General features: G+C 61.3%; 16 protein-coding genes. 5 read left to right on the top strand and 11 right to left on the bottom strand.

Features of this window, described 5'->3' with window-relative positions; translation table 11 throughout:
- Positions 1-24: 24 nt before the first annotated feature.
- The 4 genes from HDEN_RS13140 to thiS form a co-directional block, all read right to left on the bottom strand.
- The gene (locus HDEN_RS13140) at positions 25-1074 is read right to left on the bottom strand and encodes a CHAD domain-containing protein (protein ID WP_013216616.1); all 1050 of its coding nucleotides are present in this window, start codon (positions 1072-1074) and stop codon (positions 25-27) included.
- 97 nt (positions 1075-1171) lie between these two features.
- Complete coding sequence (locus HDEN_RS13145; RefSeq protein WP_041922035.1) at positions 1172-1780, bottom strand: thiamine phosphate synthase; 609 nt, start codon at positions 1778-1780, stop codon at positions 1172-1174.
- A gap of 22 nt (positions 1781-1802) precedes the next feature.
- Positions 1803-2618: a thiazole synthase gene (locus tag HDEN_RS13150; protein ID WP_049775319.1), complete on the bottom strand. Its 816-nt coding sequence runs from the start codon at positions 2616-2618 to the stop codon at positions 1803-1805.
- 18 nt (positions 2619-2636) lie between these two features.
- Positions 2637-2855 carry a sulfur carrier protein ThiS gene (thiS, locus tag HDEN_RS13155; RefSeq protein WP_013216619.1) on the bottom strand — a complete coding sequence of 73 codons (219 nt, stop codon included), beginning with the start codon at positions 2853-2855 and terminating at the stop codon, positions 2637-2639.
- Between the two features lie 171 nt (positions 2856-3026).
- On the opposite strand from thiS, the gene HDEN_RS13160 reads away from it, so the two are divergent.
- Positions 3027-6473 (top strand): acyl-[ACP]--phospholipid O-acyltransferase, encoded by a 3447-nt coding sequence (locus HDEN_RS13160; RefSeq protein ID WP_013216620.1) that lies wholly within the window; start codon positions 3027-3029, stop codon positions 6471-6473.
- Here HDEN_RS13160 and HDEN_RS13165 read toward each other — a convergent pair.
- On the bottom strand, positions 6426-7433 hold the full coding sequence (locus tag HDEN_RS13165; RefSeq protein WP_013216621.1) for an FAD-dependent oxidoreductase: 1008 nt from the start codon (positions 7431-7433) through the stop codon (positions 6426-6428). The genes HDEN_RS13160 and HDEN_RS13165 overlap by 48 nt on opposite strands.
- 31 nt (positions 7434-7464) lie before the next feature.
- Entirely contained in the window at positions 7465-9210 is a 1746-nt protein-coding gene (gene ggt / locus HDEN_RS13170; protein ID WP_013216622.1) for a gamma-glutamyltransferase, read from the bottom strand.
- A 99-nt stretch (positions 9211-9309) separates the two neighbouring features.
- On the opposite strand from ggt, the gene HDEN_RS13175 reads away from it, so the two are divergent.
- The 4 genes from HDEN_RS13175 (at position 9310) to hyi (ending at position 13169) form a co-directional block, all read left to right on the top strand.
- Positions 9310-9756: a cupin domain-containing protein gene (locus HDEN_RS13175; RefSeq protein WP_013216623.1), complete on the top strand. Its 447-nt coding sequence runs from the start codon at positions 9310-9312 to the stop codon at positions 9754-9756.
- A gap of 390 nt (positions 9757-10146) precedes the next feature.
- Positions 10147-11217 (top strand): L,D-transpeptidase, encoded by a 1071-nt coding sequence (locus HDEN_RS13180; RefSeq protein WP_013216624.1) that lies wholly within the window; start codon positions 10147-10149, stop codon positions 11215-11217.
- Between the two features lie 173 nt (positions 11218-11390).
- Positions 11391-12350, top strand: a complete 960-nt coding sequence (lipA, locus tag HDEN_RS13185; protein WP_013216625.1) for a lipoyl synthase — start codon at positions 11391-11393, stop codon at positions 12348-12350.
- Between the two features lie 30 nt (positions 12351-12380).
- A complete protein-coding gene (hyi, locus tag HDEN_RS13190; protein ID WP_013216626.1) occupies positions 12381-13169 on the top strand; it encodes a hydroxypyruvate isomerase in 789 nt (262 codons plus the stop codon).
- A 13-nt stretch (positions 13170-13182) separates the two neighbouring features.
- Here hyi and HDEN_RS13195 read toward each other — a convergent pair whose 3' ends face one another.
- From HDEN_RS13195 to HDEN_RS13215, 5 genes are all read right to left on the bottom strand, one after another.
- Positions 13183-14115, bottom strand: a complete 933-nt coding sequence (locus tag HDEN_RS13195) for a CysB family HTH-type transcriptional regulator (protein ID WP_013216627.1) — start codon at positions 14113-14115, stop codon at positions 13183-13185.
- Positions 14112-15206 (bottom strand): sulfate/molybdate ABC transporter ATP-binding protein, encoded by a 1095-nt coding sequence (locus tag HDEN_RS13200; RefSeq protein WP_013216628.1) that lies wholly within the window; start codon positions 15204-15206, stop codon positions 14112-14114. Before HDEN_RS13200 ends, HDEN_RS13195 begins: the two co-directional genes overlap by 4 nt.
- The gene (gene cysW / locus HDEN_RS13205) at positions 15203-16096 is read right to left on the bottom strand and encodes a sulfate ABC transporter permease subunit CysW (protein ID WP_013216629.1); all 894 of its coding nucleotides are present in this window, start codon (positions 16094-16096) and stop codon (positions 15203-15205) included. The genes HDEN_RS13200 and cysW overlap by 4 nt, the downstream gene beginning before the upstream one ends.
- Positions 16096-16932, bottom strand: a complete 837-nt coding sequence (gene cysT, locus HDEN_RS13210; protein ID WP_013216630.1) for a sulfate ABC transporter permease subunit CysT — start codon at positions 16930-16932, stop codon at positions 16096-16098. Before cysT ends, cysW begins: the two co-directional genes overlap by 1 nt.
- A gap of 139 nt (positions 16933-17071) precedes the next feature.
- Positions 17072-17713, bottom strand: a complete 642-nt coding sequence (locus tag HDEN_RS13215; protein WP_013216631.1) for a helix-turn-helix domain-containing protein — start codon at positions 17711-17713, stop codon at positions 17072-17074.
- Positions 17714-17749: the final 36 nt, after the last annotated feature.

Consider the following 17749-nt stretch of genomic DNA (forward strand, 5'->3'; position numbering starts at 1 on the left):
CAATGGAATCTACAAATCAGCGGATCAAGCGCGGCGTTGCGAAGGCGACGCGGGCTCTTCTTTCGCCGCAAGCCTGGGCTTGCCCAGGGCGGGCTTGATCTCGCCGTGGCTTTTCGGAGTTTCCGAGGATGCCAGATGCAGCGCCTGCGGTTCTTCCGCATGCGTCAGATGAGGGAGTTCGCGAGCACGCATCCCGCTGCCGAACTTCCAGTAGGCCCGCATCCGCTTGATAAATGGCTGAGGCATCTCCGCGAAAAGCCGTTTGGCGCGGAACTCCGCTTCAAGACGCAACGTCTGTTGCTTTCGGCGGCACAAGGCGACGATGTCTTCCTTCTGGTCGGCCGAAATATCGTCCGCATTCGCGGTTTCGGCAATGAGCAGCGCCAAATCATGATCGTCGCCGAGGAGTTGCGACAGCTCGCGAGCGTCAGCGACCCGGATCGCGAATTCTTCGGGCCAGGCGCGCGCCAGCAGGCTCATCTGCCGCCAATGCCATTGCACCGATTTGCGCAACGTATGGAATGTTTCGTCCGCTGGTTCGCTGTAGGCGATTTTCAAGGACTTGCGCGCGTGGCGATAGCTCTTCTCGAGCCCCCCTTCGAGAGCTGCAAAACCTCTTTTGCGAATACGGACGCGCGCGAATTTCTTGGCTTCGCGCAGAAGCATCAAGCGGGCCTGCGCGGCGGAACCGGGATCGAGCGGTTGCTGCGCATCGGCAGACGCCTTGGCGAAATGCGCCGTGAGCGGAGCAAGCGTTGCCGCGCCATCCGGACCATTCTCTTCCCCGAGCTTCTTCAGCGTATCGAGCATCACCGCCTGATCGCGGTGTCCGGCAAGAAGTTGTGCGATCTCGCTCAGGGTATTGTTGCGCTTGCGCGCCCTGTCCGCACCGAGCGCGGGCGCAGCCAATCGCACGAGCGCGCGCAGACGCTTCAGAGCTTTCCGGCTTTCGTGCACGCCTTTGGGTTGCACTTCCTGAGCGGCGAGTTCCTGCAAAGCCAAATCGAGCTGCTCGCGCGCGATACGCCGAAATCCCTTCTCAACCGGCTCGTCGATCTTGAACCTGTACGGCATGAGCGCGAGGCACCTTCAGGGTTGTCGGGGAGTTGGGCGGGGAATTATTCCACCGGAACGGGCGCTTCTGTCAAATCAGCCGAGGCGAACGCGCCAGTCAGTTTTGTCTGCCGGCCGCCCATGCGAGCCATTCTTTGACCCGCGCATTTGCGTCCTCGGCGGTTACAAAATCGGTAATCACCGCCAAGCTATTCGCACCCGCGTCGACCGCGCCATCGGCTCGATCCGGCGTCAGCCCTCCGATCGCGACAAGTGGTAGCGCCCCGATTTTGCTGCGCCATAACTTAATCCGTTCAAGGCCTTGCGGCGCCCAAGGCATGACCTTCAGCTTGGTCGGGTAGATCGGGCCGAGCGCGACGTAATCAGGGTTTACCGACAGAGCCTTCGCGAGTTCCGCTTCGTCATGTGTCGAGACGCCGAACCGAACTCCGGCTTGCCGCAGCGCGGCGAGGTCGGCGGTCTCAAGGTCATCTTGACCAAGATGGATGAAATCGGCGCCGGCTTCGATGGCGACGTCCCAATAGTCGTTCACGACCAGTTGGCAGCCGTGCGCCCGCGTCACGGCGAGCGCTCGCCGTGTCTGATCGATGACGTCGTCCCGCGCCGCATCCTTGATCCTGAGTTGCACCAGCTTGACGCCGAGCGGCACGATGCGTTCGAGCCAGCCGATATCGGGGACGATGGGGTAGAACGGCGCGAGCTTCACCGGCATTCGATTCAAATCCAGTCTATTCGATGTCAAAGAATGGCGTGCCCGCAACCGGCGTCGATGGTACGGCCATGTCGCGCGCGGGCATCAGACCGGCGTCGTAGCCGATGCGTCCGGCAACGATGGCATTGGCGAAGGCTTCCGCCATGCGGACCGGATCGGCAGCTTTGGCGACAGCGGTGTTGAGCAACACGGCGTCATAGCCAAGCTCCATCGCGTGGGCCGCATGCGAGGGCGCGCCGATACCTGCGTCGATTATGAGTTTTGCGTCGGGAAAATAGGCTCTCAAACTTTTGAGCGCGGCGACGTTCGCCAGACCACGGCCGCTGCCGATCGGCGCCGCCCACGGCATGATGACCTCGCAGCCCGCCTGCTGCAGGCGTTCGGCCACGGAGAGATCTTCCGTCGTATAGGGAAAGACCTTGAAGCCGTTGGTATTGAGGATGCGCGCGGCTTCGACGAGTCCGAACACGTCCGGCTGCAACGTGTCGTCGTTGGCGATGACTTCGAGCTTGACCCAATCGGTGCCGAACAGTTCGCGTGCCATTTCAGCCGTCGCGATCGCGTCGCGCGCCGTGCGGCATCCGGCGGTGTTGGGAAGAACGCGGACGCCAAGATTTTTGATGATGTCGAGAAAGCGCTCGCCGATTTTCCCCCCCGCCGCCTCGCGACGCAAAGAGACCGTCACGATCGACGCTCGCGAAGCTGTCGCCGCGTCGGCGAGAATTGCGGGCGATGGGTATCCTGCCGTGCCGAGAAGAAGTCGTGAGGGCACCGACACGCCATAAAGCGACAGCAATTGCTCTTTATGCAGACGTTGATCCCGGACGTTCATCGATTGCGAGGTACTCATTCAGCCGCCCTGGCGCGCGGAGACGATCTCGACGCTATCGCCGGCTTTGAGGGGCGTCGTACCACGCTTCGCCGCGGACACGAAATGACCGTTCAGCGCGGTTGCGACTTTGGCATCAGACAGCTCCTGCTCATCCAGAAGCGCGGCCAGCGTTTGTGCTCGCGTTTCGGACTTGCGGCCATTGACGATCAGTTCAATTTTCGGCATCGCGTTCAACATTGGCTCGTCCTCGTGCACCTGCTGCAAGTAGGCCTTTTCGCGGCGTTTGCTAGAGGATTTTCTGATTTATTAGCGTAAACGCGGTGAACGGGTCAAAGCACCGCCAATCTGCCGTATTGCCTACGTTCCTTCCCGCCAGCCTACCGCACGTTCCCATTGAGGATGACCCGGATGTTTTCGCACCTGATGGCTTCCCGCCGCTTTGCTCCGCTGTTCTGGAGCCAGCTGCTCGCGGCGTTGAACGACAACCTCCTCAAGAACGCGCTGGCGATGCTGGTCGTCTATCGCCTCGCAATGGAAAACGGTCCGGCGATCGGGACGCTGGCGGGCGCGGCGCTGATCGTGCCGTTTTTTCTATTTTCCGCGCTCGCAGGTCAATATGCCGATAAGTTCGATAAAGCGCGGGTGGCGGCGCGCGTCAGACTGTTCGAAATCCCGATCGCGCTGGCGGCGGCCGTCGGGTTTCTGCTGCCTTCGGTGCCGTTGCTATTCGTGGCACTGATCCTGTTCGGAACGCTCAGCGCTTTCTTCGGGCCGGTGAAATACGGACTGCTGCCGACGCATCTCGAACTTAAGGAGCTTCCGGCGGGCAACGCGCTGATCGAAGGCGCGACGTTCATCGCGATCCTGCTCGGCACGATCGGTGGCAATTTTGCTTCCGGAGGCGACCGGGAGATCGGCCTCGTCGCCGCCGCCATCGTCGCGATCTCGATCGCGGGCTGGCTGTGCGCGCGACTTATTCCTGCAGCGCCGTCGACAGTTTCAGACCTTGTCGTCGACAAAAACATCGTCACGTCGACGGTGACGCTCATCAAGGACCTGCGCAGCGACAGGCGCATCTGGCAGGGCGCGCTCATCACGTCCTGGTTCTGGCTTGTCGGCGCAGTCGTGCTGGCGCTGTTGCAGAACCTCATTCCGCACACGCTGAACGGCGCTCCCTCGGTCTACACGCTCGCGCTCTTTACATTCGCGGTATCGGTCGCGGCGGGATCGATGGTCGCCGCAAGCGCAAGCAAGAACCGTCCGAATCTGGCACTCGTTCCGATCGGCGCGCTGCTGATGGGCCTGTTCCTCATCGATCTCGCGCTGCTGGCGTCGCGGATCACGCCAGCGCCGCAACCGATCGGCGTTTCGGAACTGCTGGCGTCGTTCAGCGGCATTCACATGCTGCTCGATCTCGCAGGCATCGCGTTTGCAGGCGGACTTTTCATCGTGCCGTCGTTCGCCGCCGTGCAGGCGTGGTCGCCCGTCGAGCGCCGCTCGCGCGTAATCGCCGGATGTAATGTGCTTTCGGCTGCATTCATGACGTTCGCTGGACTCGCGGTCGCAACGCTTCAATACGAGAAAGTCTCCGTTGCGCTGCTCTATGCGGGCATCGGCGTTGCCAATCTCATCGTCGTTGCGCTCGTCTTGCGCGCGTGGGGCGCGGAGGGCGTCAAGGATGTCGGCGTCTTCCTGTTCAAGACGTTGTTCGGCCTGGAGGTGAAGGGCCTCGAGAATCTTCCCGCTCCCGGCGAGAAGGCGATCATCGCGCCCAATCACGTCAGTCTTCTCGATGCGGCCTTGATGCATGCGCTGCTGCCGTCGCATGCGACGTTCGCCATCGACACCGGCATGGCGAATACGTGGTGGGTGAAGCCGTTCCTGAAGCTCGCCAAATCCTACGCCATCGATCCGACGCGGCCGCTCGGCATGCGGCATCTCATTCAGGACGTGAAGGACGGCTCGTCGCTCGTCATTTTCCCCGAAGGGCGGCTGACGGTCACCGGCGGCCTGATGAAAGTCTACGATGGCACCGCGATGATCGCGGACAAGGCGGATGCGCCGGTCATTCCGGTGCGCATCGACGGCCTCGAGCGCTCGCATTTCGGATACCTGAGCAAAGCGCAAACCAAAAAGGCGTGGTTTCCGAAAACGACGGTGACGATCCTGCCGCCGGTCAAGCTGAACATCGATCCGAACCTGCGCGGCAAGCAACGGCGCTTGGCGGCGGGCGCGGCTTTGCAGGACGTGATGACGGACTCCGCAGTTCTGACGACGCCGATCGACCAGACGCTGTTCGAGGCGCTCGTGCAGGCGCGACACACGCGCGACACCGGAAAGCCCGCGATCCAGGACCCGCTCGGCACAAAGCTTTCGTACAAGAAGCTCATCGTTGGAGCCCAAGTGCTGGGTGCGAAGCTCGCGCCGATGCTGCCGGAGCCCGGACAATCGGTCGGCGTGCTTCTGCCGAATTCGGCCGGCGTCGCGGTGACGTTCTTCGCCCTTCAAACGACCGGTCGCGTTCCGGCGATGCTGAACTTCACGGCTGGCGCCGCGAATGTCATCGCGGCGTGCAAAGCGGCAAACGTCACTGTGGTTCTGACCTCGCGCGTGTTCGTCGAGAAGGGGCATTTCGAACCGCTCGTGCAGGCGATCAGCACGGTCGCGCGGATCATCTATCTCGAAGACGTGCGCGCGACCGTTACGTTCGCCGATAAGATCAAAGGCCTGGCGCAAGGCGGCAAGCCGCAGGTCGAGCGCGACTGCAATGCACCGGCTGCGATCCTATTCACGTCAGGGTCGGAAGGTTTGCCCAAGGGCGTCGTTCTTTCCCACCGAAATCTGCTCGCCAACTGCGCGCAAAGCCTGACGCGCGTCGCGTGCAACGGCAGCGACAAGGTTTTCAACGCGCTGCCGGTGTTTCATTCGTTCGGTCTGACGGCCGGACTGCTGATGCCGCTGGTCGCGGGCGTGCCGGTCTATCTCTATCCGACGCCGCTGCACTACCGCATCATTCCGGAACTCGTCTACGGCTCGAACGCGACGATCATGTTCGGTACGGATACGTTCCTCGCCGGATATGCGCGCGTTGCGCATCCTTATGACTTTGCGCGCGTGCGCCTCGTGCTCGCAGGCGCGGAAGCCGTCAAGGAACGAACGCGACAGCTCTACATGGACCGCTTCGGCGTGCGCATTCTCGAGGGCTACGGCGTGACCGAAACTGCGCCTGTGCTCGCCATCAACACGCCGCTCGCCAACAAGGCCGGCACCGTCGGCCGCCTGTCGCCGCTGATGCAGGCGCGTCTCGATCCTGTGCCGGGAATAGAGATGGGCGGGCGGCTTTACGTGCGCGGACCGAACGTGATGCTCGGCTATTATCGCACCGAGAATCCCGGCGTTCTCGAACCGCCTTCCAACGGCTGGTACGATACCGGCGACATCGTCGAAATCGATGCGCAAGGCTTCATCACGATCAAGGGCCGAGCGAAGCGGTTCGCGAAAATCGCGGGCGAGATGGTGTCGCTGTCGGCGGTCGAGGCGCTGGCTGCCGAGCTTTGGCCGACCTTGATCACCCTCGTCGTAGCGCTTCCCGACGCGCGCAAGGGGGAACGGTTGGCCCTGCTGACGACCGATCCAAAGTGCACGCGCGAGGCGTTCATTCAGTTCGCGCGGCGCAAGGGAGCGACGGAGCTGATGATCCCCGCCGATATTCTTGTCGTCAGCAAAATTCCGCTGCTCGGCTCGGGTAAGCCGGACTATGTCGCGTCGCTCGAACTGGCGAAAAAGGCGATAGCGGAAAAGGCTGGATCAAGCGCCGGGGCTGTCGAAGAGCGGGCTGTCACGTCGGCCGTCTGACAGAAATCCAGACACGGCTTTTGCCAGCGCGGGCGCGAGAAGAAATCCGTGGCGGTAGGTGCCGTTCACACGGATCGTCTTGCCGCCGTCTTCGATGATCGCGCGCGGGATGTTGTCCGGGAAGGCTGGCCGGATGCCCGCGCCCATGTCGAGGATCGACGCTTCGCCGAATGCAGGGTGCAATGCGTAAGCGGAGCCCAGGAGATCGAGCGCCGACTTCACCGTCATCGGAATGTCGTCCTCGCGCTCCAGCAAACTTGCGCCGATAACGTATCGGCCGTCGCCCTGCGGCACGATGTAGATCGACTGGCGCGGATGCAGTAGCCGCACTGGGCGCGACAAGCCGAGTTCGCGCGATTGAATAAGAATGCGCTCACCGCGGACACCGCGAAGCGACGGAATATCTTGCCTTGCGCCAATTCCGCGGCAATCGATCGTCACATCCTCGCCGTTGGGTTTGTAAGGCTGGCCGAACTCGGTCGTCACGCCCAGCGCGCGTCCTTCAGACAGCAGCCATCGCAGTGCTTCCGTCGCCACGACGTGGGCTTCGTCCGGATAGAAGAGCCCGCGCTCGAAGCGTCCGGCGAGATCCGGTTCGAGCTTCGCGATGCGCTGCGCGGCAACGACCTCGTGCCGTTCGGTCATCTGTTCGAAGCGGGTGAGGTCGGCGCCATCACGCGGCGGCGCGACGACGAGCGTGCCGTTGACGACGGTCGCGGGATAAGCCTTGTGCCACAGCGCGATACTTTCGCGGCCGAGATCGCGAACGATTGGCGGTGCGCCCTCTGCCTCGCATTCGGGGGCAATCATCGCCGCCGCCAAGCGACTCGCGCAGGAGGAAAAAGGCTCGCTGCTTCGCTCGACGAGGCGAACACGATGGCCCGCGCGTGCGTGCGTAAAGGCCTGCCAGAGTCCTGTGATGCCGGCGCCGACAACAGCTATTGATAGTTTGCTCAACATTCTTCTCCCAGTTGTGCGCCGATACTTCGCATCAATCGCCGAGCGCCACGCCTTCGCGACGCGGATCAGCGCCGCCTTCCAGATGTCCGTCCTTGCGCACGATCGTGTGGACGCCAGACGTCATCGTCGCATTGCCGATGGCGTGTCCGTAGGCTGTGAGATCGAACGCGGGCCAGACGTAGTACGGAGAATACTCGATGATAAAAGCTCCGCCTTGACTTCCGAAATTCGCCAGGGCGGCGGACTTCTGCGCGTCGAGGCCCCAGTCGATCAATCCCACAAGCGTTTTGACGACATAGAGGATGATCTGCGATCCGCCTGGCGATCCAGTCACGATCTCGGGCGTGCCTTGCGCATCGAGCACGATCGTCGGCGCCATCGAGCTGCGCGGGCGTTTGCCTCCCGCGACGGCGTTGGCGACGGGCATGCCTTTTTCGTCGAAGGGTACGAAGGAGAAATCGGTCAGCTCGTTGTTCAAAAAGAACCCTGCAGCCCAGAGGTGCGAGCCGAACGCGCTCTCGATGGTTGCCGTCATCGCGAGGGCGTTGCCGTCCGCGTCGATGATCGACATGTGCGTCGTGCCTGGCACCTCGTTGGTGAAGTCCTTGCCGAACGTCTTCTTCGCCAGGCCTGGCGGGATACCGGGCTCCGCTTTGTCCATCGCCTTCTGCAGGTCGATCAGCTTGCGGCGCTCGGCGAGATAGGCGTCGTCCATCAGCCCTGACGGGACCGAAATCCGGTCTGGATCAGCGATGTAGCGATTGCGATCGGCGTAGGCGAGCTTTTCAGCTTCGGCGATGATGTGGAGCGCGGGCGCACTCATCATAGCGGCCGAGCCTTGCACCTCAGGAAACGGTTCGATCAGCTTCAGAACCGAGCCGACCGTCATCGCTCCAGACGATGGCGGGCCCATGCCGCAGATTTTTCTGGCCCGGTAGTCAACGCATACGGGGTCGCGTTCCTTCGCGACGTAGCCTGCGAGGTCGGCCGCCGTCATATCGCCCGGAATGCTCGTCGCACCCTGGACGGCCTTTACGATCGCGTCCGCGATCGGCCCGGAATAAAATGCATCTGCGCCCTTTTCGGCAATCGCCTTCAGCGTCGCCGCGTAAGCTGCATTCGTCATCACGTCGCCTGCCGGGATCGGCGTGTCGTTCTCGTCGAAAAAGCGGGCGCGCGCCCCGGCGGAAAAGTTTTCGGCTTTACTTGCAGCGAGCAGAGCCGCGAGCCTCGGCGATACCGCGAAGCCTTCCTCCGCAAGCTTGATCGCAGGCGCAAAGAGCGACGCCCAGGAAAGTTTTCCGAAGCGCCTGTGGACGGCCTCGAGGGTACGCATGAGGCCGGGAACGCCGACGCTCAGGCCTGAGCGCACTGCCGCCTCGAACGGCATCGGCTTGCCGTCGCGCAGGAAGCGGTCGGGCTTTGCGGCGGCGGGTGCCGTCTCGCGGCCATCGAATGTCGCGAGCGAACGCGACTGCGCATCCCAATAAACAAGAAACGCGCCGCCGCCCAAACCAGAGGACTGAGGTTCGACAAGCCCGAGAACGAGTTCGGCCGCGATGGCCGCATCGGCCGCCGATCCGCCCTGGCGCATAATTTCACGACCGGCTTCGGCGGCGAGCGGGTCGGCCGCGACGATCATCTGCCGCTGCGCCACGACGAGAGACTTCGCCGTCGTGGCGGACGGACCTTCCGGTGCGGGCCGGATTTGCTCCGCCGCCGAGGCCGACGCACCCGCGAGGAGACACAACAGAGCAGCCAGAACTCGGAAAGTCATTCGTATTCCCTGAAGGCGCGCGGCGCACAGTTGGCGATGGACGAGACTACGAACATACCTCATCGTCGCGTTCTTAGATCAAAGTCGCGAGAGAGACATATGTCCTATTTGAACGGCCGTCACATCGGGCTTGGCATCGCCGCGCTCGGACTGTTTGCAGCCGGGGCCGCGAGCACGAGAGCCCTCGACGCGACGACGCGTGTGACCCAGCTTCTTTCGACCGGAAAAACGGTGATGGACGAGCCGATCGTCTATCCGACCGGCTCACCGGCAAAGCTCACGGCGGCAATCGTCGAAATGCAGCCGGGCGCGGAAACCGGGTGGCATACGCATGGCGTGCCGCTGACAGGACTGATCCTCGACGGCGAGTTGACGGTCGATTATGGCGCCAAGGGCACGCGAACGTATAAAAAAGGGCAGTCGGTCGCCGAAGCGATCAGCATTCCGCATAATGGCCGAAACACCGGCACTGGCATCATGAAGCTGTTCGTCGTGTACATCGGTGCCGAGGGCGCGGCGACTTCGATCCCCGACAAACATCATTAACCATTGCTTGCGATGGCATCGGTGGAGTTGTGTCTGCAGCCGTCTCAGACGCGGAATTCGCCATCGCACCGCGGCAGCGGTGGCTTTTTTGGGATATGCCGTGCATCGGCTCGTTCTATTTTTGTTTCAATCCGGACGGCTCGAGCATCCAAAGGTAAGAGACAAAAAACGAACTGCGGGCGGAGCGTCGTCAAATGGCAACATGTGACGTCGGAAAATATCGAAAACATCAATAAACTCAGGCGCAAGGGAGGAATCGTGATTGAACTGTGACTTCCCTGCTCTGCCGGTGAAAACGGGACTGATTTATACCCGCCTTTCACTAATCAAGAACAGGATAACCCCCGTAACCCTGTGCTTTTGAATTTGCTGCCATTGGAGCACCCCCCGATGACCGTTAAACGCCGTTTGAGTCGAGTCGCCGTCGCCGCCCTGATCATGGCTGGGGGACTGGCCTCAACGACATCAGTCCAAGCCGAAGATCTCATCAATTTCCTTTGGGGCGGAAGCGAAGAATACGGTGGCGGACGTCGCGTGGTTTCCTTCGATTCGAAGTACAAGCCCGGGCAGATCATCGTCTCGTTTTCCGATCGCCGGCTGTATTTCATTACGAAGCAGGGCGAAGCGATCACCTATCCGGTCGCTGTTCCCAAGGGCGACGCGCGCTGGCAGGGCGTGACCTCCGTTACAAATAAGCGCGTCAATCCCCCTTGGACGCCGACTCCGGACATGGTGCGCTCAAATCCGCGCCTGCCGCGGTGGGTCCCTGGCGGTCATCCGATGAACCCGCTCGGCATTCGCGCCTTGTATCTCGGGTCCAGCACCTACCGCATTCACGGCACCGACGCGCCGTGGACGATCGGTCAGGCCGTCTCCAGCGGCTGCATCCGTATGACGAACCAGGACGTTCTCGATCTTTATCCGCGCGTGCCGGTCGGCATGCGTGTGACCGTCACTTGGCAGCAGTTCAAGACGGGATCGGCGATTTCCAGCAAATCCTATCCGCGTTACGGTGACGATCAGGCCGAAAAGGCATCGAGCAATAGCGGCTACGCGCAGACTATGGCGCCCACCCGCGCGACCTACACCCAGCCGCAGAGCAATTCGAACGCACTCTTCTATTCGGATGACGATGCGCCGCCGCGCACTCAGCGCGCCAGCGTTCGTTCGGAAGAGCCAAGCGACTCCATCTATTCAGGCGAGGGCGTCGATGCGACGATCGACGAACCCATCGAGCAGCCCGCGAAAAAGAAGACCGCGGCCGTCTCTACGCAATCCGAGGCTAAACCGGTCGAACCGAAGAAGAAGAAGCCTGCCGTCGTCGAGAAGAAGTCTGTTTCGACGCCGGCACCAGCTCACTCTCGCTCGGTTCCCGATCCGGTCAAGCCGCGCGAGGCCGCTCCGGCCGATCCGACGCCGACCAAATCGTCGATGGTCGAGCATCCGGCGAAATCATCCTGACGCCTGCCGGCGGACTGGAATTCAGCGGGCGGCCCAAGGGCCGCCCGTTTTCGTATGCTCTTTAGCTATATAGTCGGGGTTGTCTGCGGCCTATCCGTCCGCCATGCCAGGATGTACGATAGCGACGGACGGGGTATCATCCCGCATTCGCTCCTTACTTGAGTTGCACAGCCTTGGTAACGCTCCTCGATACGACCGACCCCAAGCCGCGCCTGCGTCATCCAGAAAAGGCGTCGCGGCCAGACACCCCGTATTTGCCGAAGCCACCTTGGCTGCGCGTTCGGGCGCCCGGCTCACAGGGTTTCTCGCACACGCATAAAATTATGCGCGATCACAGCCTCACTACGGTCTGCGAGGAAGCGGCCTGCCCCAACATCGGCGAATGCTGGGAGAAGCGTCACGCCACGATGATGATCATGGGCGACATCTGCACGCGTGCCTGCGCGTTCTGCAATGTCGCCACGGGACGGCCCGGGCAGCTTGATGCGGACGAGCCCGCGCGTGTCGGCGATGCGGTGGCGCGTCTCGGCCTCGAGCACGTCGTCGTCACATCGGTCGATCGCGATGATCTCGCCGACGGCGGAGCACAGCATTTCTCGGAAACGATCGCGGCAATCCGCAGGCTCGCGCCGCAGACGACCATCGAGGTTTTGACGCCCGATTTCCTGCGCAAGGACGGCGCGCTGGACGTGGTCATCGCCGCGCGTCCCGACGTGTTCAATCATAACCTCGAGACGGTCCCCGGCCTTTATCCGAAAATCCGACCCGGCGCGCGCTACTTCCATTCGCTGCGCCTGTTGCAGCGGGCGAAAGAAATCGATGCGCGGACGTTCACGAAGTCCGGCATCATGGTGGGGCTTGGCGAAACGCGCGAAGCCGTGTTGCAGGTGATGGATGACCTCCGGTCTGCCGACGTCGATTTCCTGACGATCGGGCAGTATCTGCAGCCGACGCGAAAGCACGCCGCTATCGAGCGCTACGTCACGCCGGAGGAGTTCGAGGCGCTGGCAACGACTGCTTATGCCAAGGGCTTCCTCCAGGTCTCAGCATCGCCGCTCACGCGCTCATCCTACCACGCGGGCGATGATTTTCGTCGTCTTCGGGAGGCGCGCGAGGCACGTCTCGCCGTCTAGGCTCGCGCTTTTCTCATCGAAAGCAAATGCATGCCGAAATTCGCGGCAAACCTGTCGATGCTCTTCACGGAGCTGCCGTTTCTCGACCGTTTCGACGCGGCGGCTTCGGCAGGCTTCGAGGGCGTCGAATTTCTCTTTCCCTATGAGTACGAGACCGACGATCTCGCCGCGCGCTTGAAGGCGAACGGGCTCACGCAAGTGCTGTTCAACCTTTCCGCGGGAAACTGGGCCGCCGGCGACCGGGGCATCGCGATCTATCCGAACTTGACCGGAGAATTTCGCGAAAGCGTTCAGCGCGCCGTCAAATACGCGAAGGCGCTCGGCTGCAAGCAGCTCCATTGCCTGGCGGGCACCGCGCCGCCCGGTGCCGATCACCGTCAAATGCGCAAAACCTACATCGAAAATCTGACGTTCGCGGCGGGCGCCCTTGCTGACGAGGGCATGACGCTCCTCATCGAAGCGATCAACACGCGCGACGTTCCGAATTACTTCCTCGACTCCACAGCGAAGGCGGCGGACGTCATTGAAAGCGTCGGTGCGCCCAATCTTCGGCTGCAATACGATGTCTATCATATGCAGATCATGGAAGGCGATCTGACGCCGACGATCGACAAATATCTGCCGCTCATCGGTCATGTGCAGATCGCCGATACGCCAGGGCGGCACGAGCCTGGAACGGGTGAGATCAACTTCCCGTTCGTGTTCGATCACCTCGACCGTATCGGCTACAAGGGCTGGATCGGCTGCGAATACAAACCTCGCTCGTCGACATCCGACAGCCTGCAGTGGTGGCGCAAACTGAAAGCGCCGACGATCTGAGTTCCAACAGACGTCAAGCTTCGGCGGTGGCTTCGGTACCGGCCTTGACGACCTTTTCGGTCAGATCCGGCGCGCAGAGTTCGATAAAGCGATAGGCGAAGCGGCGAAGGAAACGCCCGCGACGCAACGCGATGCGCGTCGTCGTCTTGGGGAAAAGGTGACTGTTGTCGAGCAGCCGGAGCCCCGTGTCGCGATCCTTATCGTAGGCCATCGAGGCGACGATGCCGATGCCGAGCCCGACCTCGACGTACGTCTTGATGACGTCGGCATCGAGCGCGACCATCACGATGTCCGGGGTCAATCCCGCTTTCGCAAACGTTGCGTCGACGCCGGGACGACCGGTGAAGCCCTCGTGATAGGTAATGATCGGCCACTCGGCGATCTTCTCGATCGTCAGCGGTTTGACGCTTTCCAGGGCGTGCCCCTTCGGCACGATGATGCCGTGGTGCCAGGAATAATACGGAAACGAAACGACCTCGGGCGAATTTTCCAGCGCCTCGGTCGCAATGCCGATGTCAGCCAGGCCATCATTCAGCATGGACGCGATCTCTTTCGGCGAACCTTGCTGGAGCACGAGATGGACGTTCGGAAATTCCTTTCGGAATGCCGCAATCGGGCCGGGGAGCGCATAGCGGGCCTGCGTATGCGTCGTCGCGATGGTGATCTCGCCGCGATCGGATTTTGCGAACTGATCGGCTAGGCGTTTGATGTTTGCCGTGTCGAGCAGGATGCGTTCGACGATCTGCGCGAGTTCCTTGCCGGGCTCGGTCAGTCCCAGAAGCCGTTTACCGCGCCGAATGAAAAGCTCGACACCCAGTTCGTCTTCAAGATCCTTGATGTGCTTCGAAACTCCGGACTGCGACGTGTACAGTGCGTTCGCGACTTCCGTGAGGTTAAAGTTGCGCCGTAATGTTTCTCTGATAATGCGGAGCTGCTGAAAGTTCACGACGCGACTGTCCCGTTCTGTTCTGGGAAGACGCTGAGGCGGCGGCTTCTGATTTTCACGCGCTGACCCGTTGCGAGGCCAAGCGAGGTTGCCTCAGTCCCCGGGATTTCGACTTCAAAGAAGTCTTTTCGACCCTGACGTGCATCACCATTCGCCACCAATTCTACACGCGCAACGGCACCCGTGCCAAGAATGCGATGGACTTTTGCGGTGATGCCGTCGTCGGATGAAACATCCGGCACGATCTCGGTTTCATGCGGACGCACGAACGCCACGACCTCCTGTCCGTCCCGGAAATGTCCGGCATGATGGCGAATGCGCTCGTCGCCGACGCGCACATAGTCGCCCTCGATACGGCCGCGGAATTCATTAACGGTACCCATGAAGCCGTAAGCGAACGCCGTCGCCGGGGTTTCGTAAATCTCTTTCGGCGGGCCGATCTGCTCGACGCGCCCCTTGTTGATCAGCACGATCCGGTCGGAGACCTCGAGAGCTTCTTCCTGGTCGTGAGTGACGAAGATCGATGAGATGTGGAGTTCGTCGTGGAGCGTGCGGAGCCAGCGCCGAAGTTCTTTGCGAACCTTTGCATCCAGCGCACCGAAGGGCTCGTCGAGCAGAAGCACGCGCGGTTCGACGGCCAGTGCGCGCGCCAACGCGATGCGCTGTCTCTGTCCGCCCGAGAGCTGCGAAGGAAAGCGGTTCGCGACCCACGACAACTGCACGAGTTCCAGAAGCTGCCCGACCTTGGCGCGAATGTCTTTCTCGCTCGGCCGTTGGCCTCGCGGGCGGACGCGCAGACCGAACGCGATGTTCTCGAACACCGTCAGATGCCGGAACAGCGCGTAGTGCTGGAAGACAAATCCGACGCGGCGCTGGCGGACATCCTTGGTCGTCGCGTCATCGCCATCGAGGATGATGCGGCCGCTGTCGGCATGTTCGAGGCCGGCGATCACGCGCAGCAGCGTCGTCTTCCCGCAGCCCGATGGACCGAGCAGAGCAACCAGCTCGCCATCCGGAAAGTTCAGCGAGACGTCATCGAGCGCCTTGAACGTGCCGAACGTTTTGTTGACGTTGCGAACCTCGATGCTCATTGGCCTTGCCCTTCCACCACATGTTTATTTGCGCGCCACTCGACGTAAGTCTTCAGCGCCAGCGTCACCAGAGCCAAGAGAGCGAGGAGCGAAGCCACCGCGAAGGCGGCTGCGAATTGATATTCGTTGTAAAGAATTTCGACGTAGAGCGGCATCGTGTTGGTCTCCCCGCGGATATGTCCCGACACGACGGAGACCGCGCCGAATTCTCCCATCGCACGCGCGTTGCAGAGAATGACACCGTAGAGAAGCGCCCACTTCACGTTAGGAATGGTGACGCGCAGGAAGGTTTGAATTCCGGACGCGCCGAGCGAGATTGCGGCTTCCTCTTCGTCCTTTCCCTGCGCCTGCATCAACGGAATGAGCTCACGCGCGATGAATGGGAAGGTCACGAAAATCGTCGCGAGAACGATCGCGGGGACGGCGAAAATGATCTTGATGTCGTGATCGAGCAGCCATGGACCGAACCAGCCCTGACGTCCGAACACGAGAACGTAAATTAGACCCGCGACGACGGGCGAAACCGAGAAGGGCAAGTCGATCAGCGTGATCAGCAGATTTTTGCCCGGGAACTCGAACTTCGCGATCGCCCACGCCGCCGCCAAGCCGAAAACCAGATTCAAAGGAACCGCGATCGCTGCCGCAAGCAACGTCAACTTGACGGCCGAGAGCGCGTCGGGCTCGACGAGTGCGGAAAAGTAAGTCTCGGCGCCTTTGCGGAACGCTTCCGCAAAGACCGCGATGAGCGGAAGCAGAAGAAAGATCAGGAAGTACGTCAGGCCAACGCCGAGAACGGCGATCTTGACCCATCGCGAGTCCCGCGTGGCAGGGTTTGCTTCGAATTTTCCCGCGCCGTGCAAGCGCGCATCGATAGTTGCGGCAGCAGCCATCAGACCGTCCTTCCAAAGCGGCGGGCATTCCAGGCCTGCAGCGCGTTTACGATGAGAAGCATGATGAACGAGATGACGAGCATCACGGCAGCAATGGCGGTCGCGCCGCGATAATCGAATTGCTCAAGCTTGGTGATAATGATCAGCGGCGTAATCTCCGACACCATTGGAATGTTGCCTGCGATGAAGATCACCGAGCCGTATTCGCCGACGGCGCGCGCAAAGGCGAGAGCGAATCCGGTCGTCAATGCAGGCAACAGAGTGGGGAAAACAACGCGCTTGAAAGCGGTCCAGCGATTGGCGCCGAGGCTTGCTGCAGCTTCCTCGAATTCCGTTTCGAGATCCTCGAGAACAGGCTGCACGGTGCGCACGACGAACGGCAAACCGATGAATATGAGAGCGACGAGGACGCCGGCAGGGCCAAATGCAATCTTGATCCCAAGCGGATCGAGCAGGCTGCCGATCCAGCCATTCTTGGCGTAAATCGCGGTCAGCGCGATGCCTGCGACAGCCGTCGGCAGAGCGAACGGCAAGTCGATCAACGCATCGACGATCTTTCGTCCCGGAAATGTGTAGCGCGTCAGTCCCCATGCCAGCAGCAGGCCGAAAACTGCGTTGACGCAAGCGGCGAGAAACGATGCTCCGAACGTCAGCTGATAGGACGCGACAACGCGCGGCGCCGTCACCGCACTCCAAAATTCGTCCCACGTCATCGCCGACGACTTCAGGAACACTGCGGAAAGCGGGATAAGAACAATCAGCGAGAGGTAAACGAGGGTGAAGCCGAGTGACAGCCCGAATCCCGGCAAAACTCTCTTGTTAACGCCAGCGCTCATCGTGTCCGACCCTCGGAATTTCCAGGAAAGCGAATGTTCTGCACACTATGCGAGAGGCGCACGTCTTCGAACGAAGAAGACATGGAATTGATATTCTCGTTTTAGGATTACCGGGGAATGGGCGAGGTGCGGCCGCGTGCTAGAAGCCGCGCGGGTGTATTCTGGTGCGATCAACCGGCGCCACGACGAGGAATGCTTTCGCGTCTGCATTGCCAGGATTGTGAAGCGTGTGCGGCGAATCCGCGTTGAAGATAATTGAATCACCTTCGGAGAGGCGTGCCGGAGAATCCTCCGCGATCGTCAGCTCGATCTCACCGGTGAGCACGACAAGCGCTTTCTTAACTCCAGGCTCGAAGGCCGCGACATCTTCACTATGGTGGGCGATGATCGTCACTTCATAGATTTCGATGCTCTGCGGATCGCCCCAAGGAAACAACGCGCGACACGTGAAGCCGCCGTTGCTCGATGCGAGCACGGTTGCCCGGTCGCGCGGAACGATAACGGTGCCGCCCGCCGCCGGATGAGAGATAAGGCTCGGCACCGAAACCTGCAGTGCCTCAGCGATACGCCCGAGAAGATTGATGGTCGGCGCGCTTTTTCCGGTCTCGATCTGACCAAGCATAGCGCGGCTGACGCCTGATTTTGCTGCCAATTGCTCAAGAGAAAGGCCAGATTTGCGACGAAGGTGCCGGAGGTTTTCTCCAACGATGATCGAGAGTTTGGTCGCGACGCTCTCAGAGTGCTGCGGGTCAGCGTGAACCTGCTTTCCGATCATCACCATGGTAGGCCGCCTCTTGCTCAATGCCCCTCTGCAAGT

Origin of the sequence: Hyphomicrobium denitrificans ATCC 51888 (assembly GCF_000143145.1) — a bacterium.
GTDB lineage: Bacteria > Pseudomonadota > Alphaproteobacteria > Rhizobiales > Hyphomicrobiaceae > Hyphomicrobium_B > Hyphomicrobium_B denitrificans.